Annotated in this window: 18 protein-coding genes; 16 read left to right on the top strand and 2 right to left on the bottom strand. The window is 48.6% G+C overall.

Annotation, left to right across the window (positions count from 1 at the left end):
• Positions 1 to 2 precede the first annotated feature (2 nt).
• Together SFW65_08500 and SFW65_08505 are read left to right on the top strand one after the other, a co-directional pair.
• Positions 3 to 998 (top strand): NAD(P)H-dependent glycerol-3-phosphate dehydrogenase, encoded by a 996-nt coding sequence (locus tag SFW65_08500; protein ID MDX1923151.1) that lies wholly within the window; start codon positions 3 to 5, stop codon positions 996 to 998.
• Between the two features lie 2 nt (positions 999 to 1,000).
• Positions 1,001 to 1,405: an EVE domain-containing protein gene (locus SFW65_08505; GenBank protein ID MDX1923152.1), complete on the top strand. Its 405-nt coding sequence runs from the start codon at positions 1,001 to 1,003 to the stop codon at positions 1,403 to 1,405.
• A gap of 16 nt (positions 1,406 to 1,421) precedes the next feature.
• On the opposite strand, the gene SFW65_08510 is transcribed toward SFW65_08505, so the two are convergent.
• Positions 1,422 to 1,658 (bottom strand): hypothetical protein, encoded by a 237-nt coding sequence (locus tag SFW65_08510; protein MDX1923153.1) that lies wholly within the window; start codon positions 1,656 to 1,658, stop codon positions 1,422 to 1,424.
• A 303-nt stretch (positions 1,659 to 1,961) separates the two neighbouring features.
• Here SFW65_08510 and acs point away from each other — a divergent pair, with 303 nt between their 5' ends.
• Positions 1,962 to 3,893 carry an acetate--CoA ligase gene (acs, locus tag SFW65_08515; protein ID MDX1923154.1) on the top strand — a complete coding sequence of 644 codons (1,932 nt, stop codon included), beginning with the start codon at positions 1,962 to 1,964 and terminating at the stop codon, positions 3,891 to 3,893.
• 1 nt (position 3,894) lies between these two features.
• On the opposite strand, the gene SFW65_08520 is transcribed toward acs, so the two are convergent.
• Positions 3,895 to 4,959 (bottom strand): hypothetical protein, encoded by a 1,065-nt coding sequence (locus tag SFW65_08520; protein MDX1923155.1) that lies wholly within the window; start codon positions 4,957 to 4,959, stop codon positions 3,895 to 3,897.
• Positions 4,960 to 5,229: 270 nt separating this feature from the next.
• Here SFW65_08520 and glmM point away from each other — a divergent pair, with 270 nt between their 5' ends.
• The 13 genes from glmM (at position 5,230) to tilS (ending at position 16,715) form a co-directional block, all read left to right on the top strand.
• Complete coding sequence (glmM, locus tag SFW65_08525; protein ID MDX1923156.1) at positions 5,230 to 6,573, top strand: phosphoglucosamine mutase; 1,344 nt, start codon at positions 5,230 to 5,232, stop codon at positions 6,571 to 6,573.
• Between the two features lie 4 nt (positions 6,574 to 6,577).
• Positions 6,578 to 7,360, top strand: coding sequence for a bifunctional hydroxymethylpyrimidine kinase/phosphomethylpyrimidine kinase (thiD, locus tag SFW65_08530; GenBank protein MDX1923157.1), 783 nt, complete (start codon positions 6,578 to 6,580; stop codon positions 7,358 to 7,360).
• Between the two features lie 19 nt (positions 7,361 to 7,379).
• Positions 7,380 to 7,907 (top strand): crossover junction endodeoxyribonuclease RuvC, encoded by a 528-nt coding sequence (gene ruvC, locus SFW65_08535; protein MDX1923158.1) that lies wholly within the window; start codon positions 7,380 to 7,382, stop codon positions 7,905 to 7,907.
• On the top strand, positions 7,853 to 8,536 hold the full coding sequence (gene ruvA, locus SFW65_08540; protein ID MDX1923159.1) for a Holliday junction branch migration protein RuvA: 684 nt from the start codon (positions 7,853 to 7,855) through the stop codon (positions 8,534 to 8,536). The genes ruvC and ruvA overlap by 55 nt, the downstream gene beginning before the upstream one ends.
• Positions 8,533 to 9,588, top strand: a complete 1,056-nt coding sequence (gene ruvB / locus SFW65_08545; protein MDX1923160.1) for a Holliday junction branch migration DNA helicase RuvB — start codon at positions 8,533 to 8,535, stop codon at positions 9,586 to 9,588. The genes ruvA and ruvB overlap by 4 nt, the downstream gene beginning before the upstream one ends.
• Positions 9,578 to 9,979 carry a tol-pal system-associated acyl-CoA thioesterase gene (ybgC, locus tag SFW65_08550; GenBank protein ID MDX1923161.1) on the top strand — a complete coding sequence of 134 codons (402 nt, stop codon included), beginning with the start codon at positions 9,578 to 9,580 and terminating at the stop codon, positions 9,977 to 9,979. The genes ruvB and ybgC overlap by 11 nt, the downstream gene beginning before the upstream one ends.
• A gap of 93 nt (positions 9,980 to 10,072) precedes the next feature.
• Positions 10,073 to 10,801, top strand: a complete 729-nt coding sequence (gene tolQ / locus SFW65_08555) for a protein TolQ (protein ID MDX1923162.1) — start codon at positions 10,073 to 10,075, stop codon at positions 10,799 to 10,801.
• Between the two features lies 1 nt (position 10,802).
• Entirely contained in the window at positions 10,803 to 11,237 is a 435-nt protein-coding gene (gene tolR / locus SFW65_08560) for a protein TolR (GenBank protein MDX1923163.1), read from the top strand.
• Between the two features lie 23 nt (positions 11,238 to 11,260).
• Complete coding sequence (locus tag SFW65_08565; protein MDX1923164.1) at positions 11,261 to 12,145, top strand: energy transducer TonB; 885 nt, start codon at positions 11,261 to 11,263, stop codon at positions 12,143 to 12,145.
• Between the two features lies 1 nt (position 12,146).
• Positions 12,147 to 13,469, top strand: coding sequence for a Tol-Pal system beta propeller repeat protein TolB (gene tolB / locus SFW65_08570; GenBank protein ID MDX1923165.1), 1,323 nt, complete (start codon positions 12,147 to 12,149; stop codon positions 13,467 to 13,469).
• Positions 13,470 to 13,705: 236 nt separating this feature from the next.
• Positions 13,706 to 14,245 (top strand): peptidoglycan-associated lipoprotein Pal, encoded by a 540-nt coding sequence (gene pal / locus SFW65_08575; GenBank protein MDX1923166.1) that lies wholly within the window; start codon positions 13,706 to 13,708, stop codon positions 14,243 to 14,245.
• Between the two features lie 119 nt (positions 14,246 to 14,364).
• Entirely contained in the window at positions 14,365 to 15,330 is a 966-nt protein-coding gene (ybgF, locus tag SFW65_08580) for a tol-pal system protein YbgF (protein MDX1923167.1), read from the top strand.
• Positions 15,327 to 16,715 (top strand): tRNA lysidine(34) synthetase TilS, encoded by a 1,389-nt coding sequence (tilS, locus tag SFW65_08585; protein ID MDX1923168.1) that lies wholly within the window; start codon positions 15,327 to 15,329, stop codon positions 16,713 to 16,715. The genes ybgF and tilS overlap by 4 nt, the downstream gene beginning before the upstream one ends.
• Positions 16,716 to 16,760: the final 45 nt, after the last annotated feature.

Here is a 16,760-nt window from a genome sequence, read left to right on the forward strand (position 1 = left end):
TCATGAAACCTATTCAGACAATCGGCATTTTGGGTGGCGGCGCATGGGCAACAGCATTAGCGCAAGCGATGCACATGGCGCACAAAAAAGTTATCATGTTCGCACGCAACGAAAAAGTTGTACGTGATATCAACGATACCCATATCAATTCCCACTATTTACCTGCTGTTCATATTGATGCGTCCATCACCGCTTCGAGCGATGTAAGCGGATTAAGGCATTGCGATTCGGTGTTGCTGGCTGTCCCTGCACAATTTATCCGCGCTGAGTGTGAACGTATCAAAACACGTGTTTCAATATCGGCTTCGCTTATCATTTGTGCAAAGGGCATCGAAAGCAACACGGGCAAATTAATGGCCGATGTGGTGAAAGAAATATTTGGCGATAACCCAATTTGCGTATTATCCGGCCCAACATTTGCCAAGGAAGTGGCACAAGGCAAACCCACCGCTGTTACCATCGCTGCCGATACATTAGATTTTGCCAAGCAATTATGCGAACAACTAAGCAGCCATTATTTCAGACCGTATGCCAGCGCAGATATTATTGGCGTTGAGCTTGCGGGCGCTTTGAAAAACGTCATAGCCATCGGATGCGGTATGGTAATTGGAAAACATCTTGGCGAAAATGCGCGCACAGCATTTATGACCCGCGGGCTTCGTGAAATGACACGCCTTGCAGTTGCGTTGGGCGGCAAGCAGGAAACCTTGATGGGACTTGCAGGTCTTGGTGATTTGGTTTTGACATGTGGTTCTACGCAATCACGCAATATGTCGCTTGGCATGGCATTGGGCGGCGGCGAGCGATTGGAAACCATATTAAAAAACCGCGTTTCGGTTGCCGAAGGTGTTAGCACATCGCTTGCAGCGCAATTACTCGCCAAAAAATACCATGTCGATACACCGATTATCGATGCCGTGGTTTCCGTGCTGCATCATAACGCCGATATTGGCGCCATGATGGAACAGCTTCTCTCCCGTCCCCTTACCACGGAGTAATTATGGCTTACTGGCTGATGAAATCGGAACCGGATGCTTACCCTTGGGATAAATTGGTGAAAGATGGCAAAGGCAATTGGGATGGTGTGCGGAATTACCAAGCTGCTAACAATCTGAAAGCCATGAAGAAGGGTGATAGGGCATTTTTCTATCATTCCAATGAAGGACTGGAAATTGTTGGCATTATGGAAATTACCAAGGAAGCCCACCTTGACCCGTCGGACGAAAAAAAGCGGTTTGTGATGGTGAGCGTAAAGCCACTAAAGGCGTTAAAAAAAACCGTGACGCTGAAACAGATAAAAACAGATGCGGTTTTAAAGGGCATGGCGCTGGTCAAACAATCACGCCTTAGCGTCTCACCAGTCACCGATAAAGAATGGAAAAGGGTTTTGGAATTAGCCGCTTAACATTAGCGCGCTTATTTTAACGAGCTGGGCGTTCCTGCAAGGTTGCGCCCACTTCGGTTGCTGCGCGAACAATACGTTCACCAATGCTGCCGCAACGTGCAGCTGCTGCTGCATAGGTGGTTACTGGTGAACGGCGAATAGCAGCAATTGTTTTGTCCAAAGCAACAAGATTGGTCTGATTGGTCATTTGGACCAAGCGTTCCAATGTATCATCCGCGCCGCTTGCAAATGTTAGTTCGGTTTCGCGTGACATGTTACTCTCTCCCAAGTCGTCAGATTCTGGACATGAATTTGTCTTTGTGATGCCAATAGTATGCCGTTGAAGTGCTAAAACGCCGTTAAAGATAACTTGCTGAATTCTTAAGCTTTTTCGGGTTTATTCAGCCAAAAAAGCGTAAAGGGTTTATTGCGGTGCACAGCCTGTTTGCGTGGGGGTATTGGATTCACACGGTTTTTTTCTGCGGTTTTCATGGATCTTGTGCAATTACTAAAAACCTATCAAATCAGTTAAACAAATGGTTAAAGCAATCTATCCACAAGCGATTAGGTTTTTTTGATGAGCACTTCCGATTTAATTCCTGTCAAACCTTCCATTCAAAAGCATGCGCTGGTTAGCGCTGCGGATTATCAGCGGATGTACAACCAATCGCTTGAGCAACCGGATGTATTCTGGGCAGAACAGGCCCGAAAACTGGATTGGATGAAGCCATTCACACGCGTTAAAAATACATCATTCAACAAACCTGTTTCCATTAAATGGTTTGAAGATGGCGTAATGAATGTATCGGTTAATTGCCTAGATCGGCATTTGGAAAAACGTGCGCACCAGACCGCCCTGCTTTGGGAAAGCGATGATGGGCATTTAACGCGACACATCAGTTACCAGCAGGCGTATGACGAAACATGTAAATTGGCAAATGCACTGAAAAAGTTGGGCGTAAAGAAAGGTGACCGCGTTACGATCTATATGCCAATGATCCCTGAAGCAGCCTTTGCCATGCTGGCCTGCGCACGGATTGGCGCGGTGCATTCGGTAGTATTTGGCGGGTTTTCACCAACCAGTTTGAAAGAACGCATCCTTGATTGCGGATCAGAAGTTGTAATTACCGCAGATGAAGGCCTGCGCGGCAGTAAAACCATTCCACTGAAGCAAAATACCGATGAAGCATTGAAAGGTTGCCCGATTGTCAAGCATGTGGTGGTCGTCAAACGCACTGGCAATAGCGTTTCATGGAACGAACGAGACAAATGGTACCACGAGCTAATTAAAGGGGAAGCGCCCGTTTGCGCGCCAGAACCCGTCGGCAGCGAAGACCCGTTATTCATTTTATATACGTCAGGCTCCACCGGAAAACCAAAAGGCGTCTTGCATACCTGTGCGGGATATTTGCTTTATGCATCCCTTACCCATAAATGGGTATTTGATGTACAGGAAGGCGAGGTTTATTTCTGTACAGCCGATGTGGGCTGGGTAACCGGGCATAGTTATGTGGTATATGGCCCGCTGGCCAACGGTACAACCAGTTTGATGTTTGAGGGTGTTCCGAATTATCCCGATGCGTCACGGTTCTGGCAAATTGTCGATAAACACAAAGTGAATATATTTTATACGGCACCAACCGCTATCCGCGCGCTAATGCGTGAAGGCGATGACTTCGTAAAACAAACCAGCCGTGCATCGTTACGTATCCTTGCCACAGTGGGCGAGCCTATCAATCCCGAGGCATGGATGTGGTATTACCGCGTCGTTGGTGATGAACGCTGCCCGATTATTGATACATGGTGGCAAACCGAAACCGGTGGGCATGCGATTACGCCGATGCCCGCTACCATTCCGCTAAAGCCAGGCTCTGCTACCCTGCCCTTCTTTGGCATCAAGCCCGTACTGGTTGATAATGATGGCAAGGAGTTACACGGTGCAGCAGAGGGTAATTTGTGTTTGGTCGATTCATGGCCCGGACAAGCGCGTAGTTTATACGGCGACCATGCGCGGTTTGAACAAACCTATTTCACAACCTATGCAGGAAAATACTTTACAGGCGATGGCGCACGACGTGACGGCGATGGCTATTACTGGATTACAGGCCGGGTGGATGATGTGCTGAATGTCGCGGGCCACCGTTTGGGCACTGCAGAAATCGAAAGTGCGCTAGTAGCGCACACTGCGGTTGCTGAAGCTGCCGTTGTTGGGTTCCCTCACGATATTAAAGGACAAGGAATTTATGCATTCGTGACCTTGAAAGCAGATCAGATCCCCAGCGATGCGTTGAATAAGGAACTGATTGGCCATGTGCGCAAAATAATCAGCCCAATCGCAACCCCGGATTTCATTCAATTCACCGTGGGATTACCCAAAACACGTTCAGGGAAAATTATGCGACGCATCTTACGCAAAATTGTTTGCGGAGAAACCGATCAACTGGGTGATACATCAACGCTGGCCGACCCAAACGTGGTAGAAGATCTTTTGAAGAATAAACGTAACTAGTTTACTTCTTCTTTGGAGCGCTCCAGCTTTGCTGTTCCATATAGTTTTCAGCTAGAAAACGGTAGAAAACGCGGAAGAATTTTTCGGTTCCATCATCACGCTCGACATTTAGAGCTGCCCATTTAGGAAAGTATTCATCCCATTTTCTTAGTTCAAGATGCACTTCATCACGAATGGATCGCACCACATTGATGGTAATGGTGTGTTCATTTACAACTTTCAGTACTTCGCGCAGCATCATATCGACTTTATTAAAGCGCTCGCCAATCAACTTTATCGCGCGGCGCATTAAATCCTGCATGCGAGTAATTTCGGCGGAAAATGCAGCTTCTTTTTTATAGGTCGTATAAAAGCTGGCGAGCTTGATAGCAATATCGTTTAGTTTATAGCTGCGTTCCCGTAATGCTTCGATATAGGTGGTTTCACGTGCAATTTCATCAACACGGTCACGTGAAACCTTCAATTCATCGAACTTCAAAAGCTGGCAAATTTTGGCATGCGCATCCTTTACCTGACCGCGTAGTTTGGGAGTTGCGAGATTGCGTTTTAGTTGTTCCAGTGCCGGCACTTCATCACGCCGCCCCTGTATCCAGAAAATCAATTCCATTTGTAATTTGGCAAGCGCCAATTCTTTATGGGATTCATCTACCGACCATGATGCGCTGCCATCGAGAATTTCACGCGGGATACTGTCATTGGGACGAATTTCTTTTACGTAGCTCAATCCCTTTTGAACTTTAAGCAGCAATGCCGCATCCACCGAGTCTGGCGGGAGATTGAATTCCTGTTGTAACTTCGCAAGCTCGATGGCGACTGTGTTCTCGCCCATAGGAATGTAAAAGCATGGCATGCGGTCACTGCCGTTTAGCGCAAAACGGCAATTTTTAATTGTAAAAATTTTATGTTTGAAGGCAAAGTGCGTACTTGCATCCAGTTCATTGTCAATTACCGCAGTCGCTACAACAGCGGCAGGTTGCGCGGACGCATCCCCTGTCTGCGGTTCAGCAGATGTTTCAGGAGACAGGGGCGGAGTTTCCGCCGTCTCAGGTGCAGGTTGCGTGTTCATGCCTGTAATATGGCCTTTAAGGAGAGGCCTTTTTTATTGTGAATCCTGCTCAAAACTCTATGGGTCAGGCCTTAACAAAACCTTGAGTTTGCACAGCATTTGGCGTGTATTTTAGAGAAAGAAGCCATCTGTGTCTTTTAAAGCGGCCCTGAAACCAGGTTGAAACAACGGTGCAAACCCATGAAAAACTCTGTAAAAAAGCGTGATGTTTCAAAGTCAGTACGATAATTTATATTCAAAGTACTAACAGAGCTTAATAACAGGGTATTCATGACACGGCATTTATTCGGAACCGACGGCGTACGCGGCAAAGTTAATCAAGAACCCATGACCGCGCCGACATTGCTGAAATTGGCAATGGCCGCCGCCATGCAATTCAAGCGCGGCAATCACCGCCACCATGTCGTGATTGGAAAAGATACGCGTCTTTCCGGTTATATGATTGAACCTGCACTTACCTCCGGTTTTGTTTGCATGGGCATGGATGTAACTTTACTTGGCCCGTTACCCACACCTGCGGTTGCAATGTTGACGCGTTCGCTGCGCGCGGATTTGGGCGTGATGATTTCCGCATCCCACAATCCGTTTGATGATAATGGGATAAAACTCTTTGGACCTGACGGTAACAAGCTATCGGATGAAACTGAAATGCAGATTGAGAAATTGATGAAGAATGACTTGCAGCAGTTTTTGGCAGATCCAAAACATTTTGGTAGAGCAAAACGCCTTGATGACGCGGCGGGTCGCTATATCGAGTTTGTAAAAAATTCATTCCCCAAAGGGTTGCGTTTGGATGGATTAAAAATCGTCATCGACTGCGCTGAAGGTGCGGCATACAAGGTAGCGCCTGCGGTATTATGGGAACTGGGCGCGGAAGTGATTTCGCTTGGAACCAAACCCGATGGCTTCAACATTAATAAAAAATGTGGCGCGGTTGCGCCCGAAGCCATGATGGAAAGCGTCGTATTGCACAATGCCGATTTAGGTATTGCGCTGGATGGTGACGCCGACCGCCTGATTTTGGCAGATGAAAAGGGTGCGCGCGTGGATGGCGACCAGATTATGGCGCTGATTGCAAAAAGCTGGAAAGATCATGGGATGCTGCGCGGTAACGGAATTGTCGCAACTGTAATGTCCAATCTGGGCCTTGAGCGCTATCTGAAAAATGAGAATATCAACCTGCACCGCGCGGCTGTTGGTGACCGTTATGTGGTGGAACAGATGGCAAAGACCGGATGCAATCTGGGCGGCGAGCAGTCAGGGCACATTGTGATGAGCGATTTCAACACAACCGGGGATGGATTAGTTGCCGCGCTGCAAATTCTGGCGATGCTGGTGCAAACAAAAAAGAAAGCCAGCGAAGCATTGCGGGTCTTTACGCCCGTACCGCAAAAACTAACAAATGTACGCGTAACCACCACAACTGTTCTGGAAGAAAATGATGTGAAAGATGCGATTGCACAGGCTGAAAAGCGTTTAGGCAATCAAGGGCGGCTGCTGGTGCGTAAATCGGGAACCGAGCCGCTTATCCGCGTGATGGCGGAAGGCGATGATGAAGCTCTCGTCAATAGCGTGGTCAGCGAGTTGTGCGCGTTCATTCAAAAAGCAGCCTAAGGTCATGAAAGGCCGTATCCTTATCATCGCCGGTTCTGACAGCGGCGGCGGCGCGGGCATTCAAGGTGATATCAAAACCGTGAGTGCGCTGGGCGGCTATGCCATGACCGCCATTACCGCGATTACTGTACAAAACACGTGTGAAGTGAGCGATGTACATGCTGTACCCGCGCATATTATTGCTGCGCAGATGAATGTAACACTGTCAGATATTGGCGCGGACGCGCTTAAAACAGGTATGCTACACGACGCGGAAGTGATTGAAACCATCGCCTCTGTTATTTCAAAAAAAGCTAAAACCATTCCATGCGTGGTTGACCCAGTGATGATTTCTAAAAGCGGGAATGCGTTATTGAAGGCCAATGCGGTTGCGGCACTCAAAGAAAAACTTCTGCCTCTTGCAACACTGATTACGCCAAATATTCCGGAAGCTGAAACCCTGCTGGAACGCAAGATCACTGATGTACGCAAAGCCGCACAGGAACTTGGAAGATTTAAGAGCAAGGCTGTGCTACTTAAAGGCGGACATGTGCCCGGCGATGTAATTACCGACGTACTGTGGGATGGCAGTGTACTGCATGAATGGCAAAGCCCGCGCATCCAAACGACCCATACCCATGGCACGGGGTGCACATTGGCAAGCGCGATTGCGGTTAGCCTTGGGCAAGGGTTGTCGTTAACCGATAGTGTCGCCCGGGCGCGTGAGTACGTAATTGGCGCGATTAAGAATGCGCCGGGCTACGGCAAAGGCCATGGCCCCCTCAACCACAACTGGAATCAGAGCTGAAATTTGCTAGCATCAAACGATGCAGCGAATCACTCCACAATCATCTGTGCGTATTATCGGTCTCGACCCCGGATTAAATCATACCGGATGGGGGATTATTGATGCTGCCGGACATAGCCTGCACTATGTCGCGTGCGGACGCATTACAACAGCTGCAAAAAGCGATACGATAGGTGAGCGTCTAACCACCTTATATACAACGCTCAAAACCATACTCGACACACACATGCCGCACGAAGCCGCCGTTGAAGAAACATTTGTAAATAAAAATGCGTTATCCGCATTGAAATTGGGAATGGCGCGCGGTGTTGTCATGCTTGCGCCAGCCCATGCCGGAATGGATGTTAGCGAATATGCCGCGAATGTCGTCAAAAAATCCATTAGCGGATATGGTCATGCTGACAAAAATCAAGTCGCACAGATGGTAAAAATGTTGATGCCTGCTGCCGAATTGCAGTCACCCGATGCAGCCGACGCATTGGCGATTGCCGTATGCCATGCGCACCACCGCGCGAGCAACCAATTACAGAATGGGATGCGCGCATGATCGGCAAATTAACCGGCAGATTAGATGCGGTGAATGAAAATCAAGCGTTGATTGACGTGAATGGCGTTGGCTACGTAGCGTTATGCTCGGCGCAGACATTGCGCCGTATTGGCGGAGTTGGCAGCAACGTATCACTGCTGATTGAAACGCAGGTGCGCGAAGATGCAATCACGCTGATTGGTTTTGCTGACGCAGAGGAGAAATCGGCGTTTAAGGTTTTAACCACCGTGCAGGGTGTTGGAACCAAGGTCGCGCTTTCTATTTTGTCCACTTTATCAGGCGAGCAATTATCATCGGCAATTATAAATGGTGACAAGACATTGTTATCATCCGCCGATGGTGTTGGACCAAAACTCGCGGCGCGCTTAATGACCGAATTAAAAGACAAGGTTGCACAGATTGGCGCGAGCAATGTTGCGGCGTTTCATACCACTTCCAAATCACCGATTGCTGTTCCAAACTTGGCCGGCGATGCGGTTTCAACACTCACCAATCTTGGCTTTCGCCGTGATGAAGCCTTTGCCACTGTCATGGCCGTAATTGGTGAAGAAAAAGATATTGGTTTTGATGCCTTGGTCAAAAAATCATTGCAGGAACTTTCACCCAAACCGACCCATAAAGTCAGATGAACAGCCCCAACCCCATCATCCGTGCTGAAAAAATCGCCCAAGAAACTGCAAGTGAAGCAGAGCAGCAATTGCGCCCGCAGCGTTTGGCAGAATTTGTCGGGCAAAGCAGCTTGAAAAGCAATTTATCGGTGTTCATCCAAGCAGCTGCGATGCGCAAGCGCGCGCTGGACCATGTATTGCTCTATGGCCCACCAGGGCTGGGGAAAACAACGCTTGCGCAAATCATATCGCGTGAGTTGGGCGTGGGCTTTCGTGCAACATCCGGTCCGATTATCACGCGGGCGGGCGATCTTGCAGCCATTCTCACCAATTTACAGCCGCATGATGTGCTGTTTATTGACGAAATTCATCGCCTGAACCCGGCGGTTGAAGAAGTGCTGTATCCCGCTATGGAAGATTTCCAACTGGATCTGATGATCGGCGAAGGGCCTGCGGCGCGTTCGGTACGAATTGATTTGCCGCCCTTTACACTGATTGCCGCAACAACCCGTTCGGGATTACTGACTAAACCTTTGCGTGAGCGTTTCGGCATTCCCCTGCCCTTGCAATTTTATACCGCAGAAGAATTGCAGCAGATTGTGTTGCGCGCGGTAAACATTCAAGGGCTAAAGATTACTGATAGTGGTGCACTGGAAATAGCCAAGCGTTCACGCGCAACGCCGCGTGTTGCTGGCCGTTTGCTACAACGCGTATGTGATTTTGCAACCGTACAAGGCGCGAAAGAAATTGATGCCAAACTAGCCGATGGCGCATTACAGAAACTGGATGTCGATGCGAAGGGATTAGATGCGATGGATAGACGCTATCTGCGTTTAATTGCTGAAAATTATAATGGCGGTCCGGTTGGTATCGAGACGATTTCTGCCGCACTATCCGAACAACGCGATGTGATTGAAGAAGTAGTTGAACCCTATTTAATCCAGCAAAGCTTTATCCAGCGCACACCGCGCGGCCGTATGGTAACAGATAACGCCTATGCGCATTTAGGCATGAAAGCGCCAAAGCGCGCGCCAGAACAAATCAGTTTATTGACAAGTAGCGATGATGAATAAACCACATATATGGCCTGTACGCGTCTATTTTGAAGACACCGATGCCGGAAAAATTGTTTATCACGCGAATTACCTGAAATTTGCCGAGCGCGCACGCACAGAAATGTTACGCGCGATGGGCGCCGACCACAACGCGATGATCAAAGATGATGGCGCGATGTTTGTTGTAAAAAACATCAACATCGAATATCTGGCCTCCGCTGTTTTGGATGACGCGCTGGAAGTTCACACCAGCATCACTAAAATCGGCAATGCGTCACTGGTTTTACAACAAAATGTCTTGCGTAAAGGCACCCTTTTATCCACATCCGAAGTTGTTTTGGTGTCGATTAATAAGAACGGCCAACCCTGCCGTATTCCGGCCTCAATCAGAAGTAAAATAGAGCCGTAATAAAGCTTAAAAATAGCTATACACAAGCATTGACGCGGTAACACGCGCAAATTTAGATTAACGCCATTCACAAACCCACTTAAGGCACGAAACATGGAACAGCAAATTGTTGATCAGCTCAAACTTCCCGGCTCTGTAGCACATGTGGATATGTCGCCATTAGGGTTATTCATGCATGCCGATGGTGTTGTAAAACTCGTCATTCTTGTTCTGATTTTTTCATCCGTTTGGACATGGGCGATTATTTTGCAAAAATCATCCAAACTGAAATCATTACAGAACAAAGCCATTTTCTTTGAAGACCGTTTCTGGGCCGGTGGATCACTTGACATGCTTTATGATAAAATCAATGGCAAGATTTCTGACCCCATGAGCTCCATCTTCATTGCCGCGATGAAGGAATGGAAAGCCGCTGTTGAAAAGAACCTGACGGCAACGGCAGCGATGCGCGCAAGTTTGCTGGCACGCATTGAACGCGCGATTAACGGTACGATCGGCCGCGAATTGACCCAGATCGAAAAACACATGACATTCCTTGCATCGGTTGGTTCAGTTGCAACCTTTATTGGTCTCTTTGGTACAGTATGGGGCATCATGAACAGCTTTGCTGCGATTGCCAGCTCGCAAAACACGAGCCTTGCGGTTGTTGCACCAGGTATTGCCGAAGCATTGTTTGCAACCGCCATCGGCCTTGTTGCGGCTATTCCTGCCGTTCTTGCGTATAATAAGTTCAATAGCGAAATATCTCGCTACGCTGAACGCCTCGACCATTTTGGTAATGATTTGCTTGCCACCATGTCCCGCAATTTAGAGGATATGTAATATGGCAGTTCAACTGGGTGCAAAAGCTGGGCGGCGTGGACGGCGCAAAGCTGCCGCGATGAGCGAGATTAACGTCACACCTTTGGTGGACGTCATGCTCGTGCTGCTGATTATCTTCATGGTCACCGCGCCATTATTGACTGTTTCAGTGCCAGTGGATTTACCGCAAACGCAAGGACAGAATATTTCATCCGATAAAGAGCCGCTGGTTGTTACCGTAACGGCAAATGGTGATATATATCTGCAAGAAACAAAACTTGCGCTTGAGGCGCTGGTTCCGCGTTTGCAAGCCATGAAGGGAGCAAATCCCGATATGCGTATTTTCGTGCGTGGCGATAAGGGTGTTGCTTATGGCCGGATTATGGAAGCGATGGGTGCTTTATCAGCCGCGGGTTTCAAGCATGTTGCGTTGGTTGCGGATTTGCCCAAAAAATAATTGCGAGTGGTTAGGCAAGACAGATGAGAAAATGGGTCGTCGCTTCTGCGCTGCTTCATATATTAATATGCATATTGCTGTGGCTTGGCTTACCGCAATTCGCAAAGCCATTGCCGGAGCCCCCTGCGATTATCCCTGTTGAAATCGCGGAATTAGCGCCGATTGCAACCGCCAAAAATATTGAACATCAGGAAGACCCCAAACCCGAGCCACCAAAGCCCGAGGTAAAACCGGAACCACCCAAGCCGCCGGAGCCAAAACCCGAACCGCCTAAGCCTGTGCCTGCGCCGCCAACTCCGGAGCCCAAGCCACCAACACCAGAACCAAAACCACCTGAACCCAAGCCGGAAGCCATTCTTCCTGCACCAACGCCAAAGCCCAAACCACCGGAGATGAAAAAGCCGGAACCCAAGGCCGACCCCTTATCGAGCATTTTGAAAAACGTAGCCAAGCTAAAGAACGAACCCAAGCCGGATATAAAGAAACCATCCGAAAAGCCAGCTGACAAGCCTTTGCCAGCACCAACACCCACGCCCGAGCCACAAAAAGAACCAAAACCTGCCACATCCGCACCATCAGCACCCAATATGGCTGATAAGCTTTCAATCAGTGAGGAGGATGCATTACGCAGACAAATTTCCGGATGCTGGAATGTTCCCGTCGGCGCGAAGGACATTGAAAACATATCGGTAGAGATTTACATTCAGGTCAATCCCGACCGCACCTTGAAAGATGCGATTGTGGTGGATCAGGCCCGCATGGGCCGTGACCCCTTCTTTAGGGCAGTTGCGGAATCAGCCTTGAGGGCCTTACGTAACCCTCGGTGCAGCCCTCTTGCTTTACCGCCCGAAAAATATCAACAATGGCAAGAAACCATTTTCAACTTTAACCCCAAGGACATGCTCTAAAATGCAAATCCTCCTACGCAGCCTTTTTGTTCTCTTATGCCTTTTTGCATCACCGGCGCAGCGCGCTGAAGCAAAATTGCGCGTTGATATTACGCAAGGCGTTGCAGAGCCCATTCCTATTGCCATCACCCAAATGGGCGGCAGCGATGCAACTAGCGCAAGAGTGGGTCAAGATATTTCAAAAGTGGTCGCACAAGATTTAGAGCGTTCCGGTCTTTTCAAAGCTATTAATCCGAACAGCTTCGTACAAGATGCGGCCAGTGCGCATGCCACACCGCGCTTTCCGGATTGGCGCGTAATCAATGCGCAAGGACTGGTAACCGGCACCGTCGCGCCGCAAGGCGATGGTCGTTTGAAAGTTGAATTCCGTTTGTGGGATGTGTTCGCCGAACAGCAAATGACCGGCATGGCTTACTTCACTGTGCCGCAAAACTGGCGCCGCATCGCGCACATTGTTGCGGATGCTATTTATAAACGCATCACCGGCGAAGAAGGTTATTTTGATACCCGCGTTGTTTATATTTCAGAAAGCGGCGCAGAAAACCGCCGTGCAAAACGCCTTGCGATTATGGATCAAGATGGTGAAAACCACCGCTTCCTGACCGATGGTAGAACGCTTATTCTAACCCCGCGCTTCTCGCCTACTCTGCAAGAAATTACCTATCTTGCCTATTACAACAATAAGCCACGTGTTTATCTTTTTAATATCGACAGTGGCCGCCAAGAAGTATTGGGCGATTTCCCCGGGATGACATTTGCTCCACGCTTCTCGCCCGATGGCAAGAAGGTGGTCTTCAGCTTGATCGAAGAAGGCGGCGACAGCAATATTTTCGCAATGGATTTGCGCACGCGCCGTACCAACCGTTTGACGAACCATCCATCGATCAACACCGCGCCATCATACTCGCCGGATGGCAATCAGATTGCATTTGAATCCGACCGTGGTGGTTCGCAACAAATCTATGTAATGGGCGGCGAAGGTTCAAACCCCCACCGTATCAGTTTTGGCAGTGGCAAGTACGGCACGCCTGTATGGTCACCGCGCGGTGACTTGATTGCCTTCACCAAACAAGAAGGTGGTCAGTTCTATATTGGCGTGATGCGTCCAGATGGCAGCGGTGAACGCTTGCTTACCCAGGCATTCCATGCCGAAGGCCCCACATGGGCACCAAATGGACGTGTGTTGATGTTCTTCAAGGAACGTGGCGGCAGTGGCGGCAAGACCGCCCGTCTCTACTCGATCGACATTACGGGTCATAATGAACGTGAAGTTGTAACCCCGCTGGATGGTTCTGATCCGGCATGGTCGCCGCTTATTCCATGAGCGTAATGTTCTTAATTTTGCCATGCTTTTTAGGCATTTAGGCACATTACGTAAATTTGTGTGGAGACAGGGTTACATTTTCAAAATTAAAGCCTAAGTTATTGAAGTACTTCTTTCAAATTGATTTCAGTTTTGGCAAGAGTATGGACGAACAAAGGCTATGATTCGTAAGCCGTTTTCACGAGATTCAAAGTTACCAAAAACACCACCACCCAAAACCAACACGGAGAATAAAAATGTTATTGAAGAATGGGCGTCTAAAAGTTCTTAGCCTTGTGGCTGCACTTTTGCTGGTTTCAGCATGTGAATCCACGCCCGATGGTTCATCAGGCAGCGCAAACTCATCCGGCAGCCGTGCAGGTGGCCGTGGCGGCATTGCTGGCGTTGATGGCGGCGCATTAAAGAACCCAAATGCAAAACCAGGATCCGTTGAAGATTTCGTTGATAACGTAGGCGACCGTGTATGGTTCGGTTTTGACTCAGCCGATGTGAACGATGAAGGCCGCGCAACTTTGGACAAGCAAGCTGCATGGCTCAAAGAATACGGTTCAGTAAGCATTACGGTTGAAGGTCACTGCGATGAGCGCGGTACACGCGAATACAACTTGGCGCTTGGCCAAAAGCGCGCTTCTTCCGTTAAGAAGTACCTTGTAGCTGCCGGCGTTCCTGCAAACCGCATTGAAACGGTTTCCTATGGTAAGGAACGTCCAGAAGCAACGGGAGACAGCGAAGAAGCATGGGCACAAAACCGCCGCGGTGTTTCTGTGATCAAATAAGCTTAACGCTTAATCAATTAAAAAAGGGCGCTTTATGCGCCCTTTTTCTTTGCCCGTTTTATTTTTGCCCTAATGCTGTGTAAACTGGGTTTGTTCTAATCACTTCATTGAGAATACCTATGCGCCTCTCATCTTCTTTTCGTGTCACGCTTTCCGCGTTACTTGTGAGCACCTTGTGTTTTGCACTGCCCTTATCTGCTGCTCAAAATTTTAATCACGATAGTGTTGAAGAAGGCGACGCACCACCGCCACCCGTTGCCACGCCACAAACCGCGCCAGCTGTTGGCCTTCAGGCAACTGATTTGCAGCTGCGCATGAACGCGCTTGAAAATCTGGTCCGTGGTATGACAGGGCAAATGGAAAAGCTGACCTTTCAGGTAAACCAGCTTGCACAAACCCAGCAAAAAATTGCCGCTGACAATGATATTCGCTTTAAGGATCTGGAACAGAAAATTGCAACGCACGAAGCCAATATGAAAGGCCTTGTCGCTGCACAGCAAAATTTAGCAGCACAACAACAAGCCGCGGCAGCAGCGCCGCCGCCTGCACCTGCTCCAACACCAACTCCTGCTGTTGCACCGGAACCAGCGGAAACAGGCAAAACGCTGGATGCGCCGCAGCCAAAGGATAAAAGCAACGGCACATTGGGCACGATTTCCAAGAACAAGGATGAACCGAATGTTGTGAAGGGCGATGATTCAACCGCGCAGGCACAATATGACGAAGCATTTAACGCATTGCGCCAAGCCAAATACGATGATGCAGAAAAAGCATTCACGGTGTTTTTGAAAAACCACCCCAAGCATCATCTGACTGAAAATGCGAAATACTGGCTTGCTGAAACATTCTATGTAAGAGGGAAATTTCAGGAAGCCGCTGTTTCATTTGCCGAAGCCTATCAGGAATTCCCCAAGGGCGCGAAAGCCCCGGATAATCTATTGAAACTTTCCATGTCATTAGGGTCGATGGGCAAAAAGGCAGATGCGTGCACAACGCTTGGTGAACTTTCCAAGAAATTCCCCAGCGCAACAGCTGTGACCAAAAACCGCGCCGAACAGCAAAAGAAAACGCTTGGCTGCTCATGAGCACCACAACCGCATCATGCGAGGGTGCGTATAAGCCAAGTAATGGGCGCCATTTAAGTGCTTCAGAATTTGACGGGCTGATGCAGCATTGTGGAGCATTAGGCGCTAAACCGCATGTAGCAGTCGCTGTTTCCGGCGGGCCGGATAGCATAGCCCTTACGCATCTTTTAAATGATTGGTTAAACCAACGTGGCGGCAAACTGTTTGCGATAACCATTGATCATCAATTACGCGCTGAATCAGCAACCGAAGCTGCGCAAGTCCATGAATGGTGCGTATCAAAAAAAATTACACACGTCACATTGAAGTGGGAAAAAGAACACGCGCCTAGTTCTGCCATCCACCAACAGGCACGCAATGCACGTTATGAATTGTTAATGCAGGCATGCCGAAATTTAAAAATCGAACATTTATTCGTAGCGCATCATGCCGATGATCAAGCGGAAACGGTCATGATGCGTTTTTTAAAAGGCAGTGGTGTGGATGGGCTGGCGGGCATGCCCAGTTCGCGTTTGATGGATGGGATTAAACTTATCCGCCCATTGTTGCCCGTACACAAACATAGGCTGGAAGCCACTTGTGCCATGAATGGCTGGGCATATGTACGCGATCCATCGAACGAATCAGAAGCATATTTGCGCGGACGACTACGCAATTTGGCAGGACCTTTGGCCCAAGAAGGCGTTACTACAGCGACACTTTATGAAGTGGCACGAAGCGCAGGGTTGGCGCGCGCTACACTGGAGGAAACCACCAACCAATGGCTGAAGCAATATGCCGAGGTTAGTGCGTTTGGGCATATCCAGATTGATATGAACGCGTGGAAAAGTCTTGGTGACGACATGAAGCGCCGCGTGCTTATCCGCGTGTTACTGTGCATGTCAGGAGAAGATTATCCGCCTAAGAATGCATCTATTGAAATTCTTGTGCAAAATCTTTTGTCAAAAGAAACGCCGCATCAAACATTGTGCGGCTGCCAGATTATCATGCAGTTTGGGCTGATTAAATTTTACCGCGAGCATGCCGCATTACCAAAAGCTGCACGATTAGAAAATAATATGCTGTGGGATAACCGGTTCAAAATTATTACTAATTCTTCACATTTGGCGTCACTAATCGATAAAAATTTATACATCGCACCCTTGGGCGCATTGGGCAGAGAATTGCTTGAAAAAATGGGGTACAAACAGGTTGCAGATTGCGCTGCGCTACACCGCGCCACATTGCCTGCTTTATATGTGGATAATCAATTGCATAGCGTGCCTGAATTTACGACAGAACAGGACGCGGCCAATAATCCTCAAGCAATTGTAAAAGCTATCTTTTTACCAAAAAGACTGCTACTGTCAGAGACCTTTAAACCATGCCCTGCACTTCTTGGTTAAACCCCATTTTTGCTGCTTCGTTTGATGTTGTTTAATCATTTATGG

Source organism: Alphaproteobacteria bacterium, assembly GCA_033762625.1.
Taxonomy (GTDB): domain Bacteria; phylum Pseudomonadota; class Alphaproteobacteria; order UBA9219; family RGZA01; genus RGZA01.

Coding starts and splice junctions, on each gene's coding strand:
- SFW65_08500 (MDX1923151.1), top strand. CDS start 3: ATGAAACCTATTCAGACAATCGGCATTTTGGGTGGCGGCGCATGGGCA.
- SFW65_08505 (MDX1923152.1), top strand. CDS start 1,001: ATGGCTTACTGGCTGATGAAATCGGAACCGGATGCTTACCCTTGGGAT.
- SFW65_08510 (MDX1923153.1), bottom strand. CDS start 1,658: ATGTCACGCGAAACCGAACTAACATTTGCAAGCGGCGCGGATGATACA.
- acs (MDX1923154.1), top strand. CDS start 1,962: ATGAGCACTTCCGATTTAATTCCTGTCAAACCTTCCATTCAAAAGCAT.
- SFW65_08520 (MDX1923155.1), bottom strand. CDS start 4,959: ATGAACACGCAACCTGCACCTGAGACGGCGGAAACTCCGCCCCTGTCT.
- glmM (MDX1923156.1), top strand. CDS start 5,230: ATGACACGGCATTTATTCGGAACCGACGGCGTACGCGGCAAAGTTAAT.
- thiD (MDX1923157.1), top strand. CDS start 6,578: ATGAAAGGCCGTATCCTTATCATCGCCGGTTCTGACAGCGGCGGCGGC.
- ruvC (MDX1923158.1), top strand. CDS start 7,380: ATGCAGCGAATCACTCCACAATCATCTGTGCGTATTATCGGTCTCGAC.
- ruvA (MDX1923159.1), top strand. CDS start 7,853: ATGCCATGCGCACCACCGCGCGAGCAACCAATTACAGAATGGGATGCG.
- ruvB (MDX1923160.1), top strand. CDS start 8,533: ATGAACAGCCCCAACCCCATCATCCGTGCTGAAAAAATCGCCCAAGAA.
- ybgC (MDX1923161.1), top strand. CDS start 9,578: ATGATGAATAAACCACATATATGGCCTGTACGCGTCTATTTTGAAGAC.
- tolQ (MDX1923162.1), top strand. CDS start 10,073: ATGGAACAGCAAATTGTTGATCAGCTCAAACTTCCCGGCTCTGTAGCA.
- tolR (MDX1923163.1), top strand. CDS start 10,803: ATGGCAGTTCAACTGGGTGCAAAAGCTGGGCGGCGTGGACGGCGCAAA.
- SFW65_08565 (MDX1923164.1), top strand. CDS start 11,261: ATGAGAAAATGGGTCGTCGCTTCTGCGCTGCTTCATATATTAATATGC.
- tolB (MDX1923165.1), top strand. CDS start 12,147: ATGCAAATCCTCCTACGCAGCCTTTTTGTTCTCTTATGCCTTTTTGCA.
- pal (MDX1923166.1), top strand. CDS start 13,706: ATGTTATTGAAGAATGGGCGTCTAAAAGTTCTTAGCCTTGTGGCTGCA.
- ybgF (MDX1923167.1), top strand. CDS start 14,365: ATGCGCCTCTCATCTTCTTTTCGTGTCACGCTTTCCGCGTTACTTGTG.
- tilS (MDX1923168.1), top strand. CDS start 15,327: ATGAGCACCACAACCGCATCATGCGAGGGTGCGTATAAGCCAAGTAAT.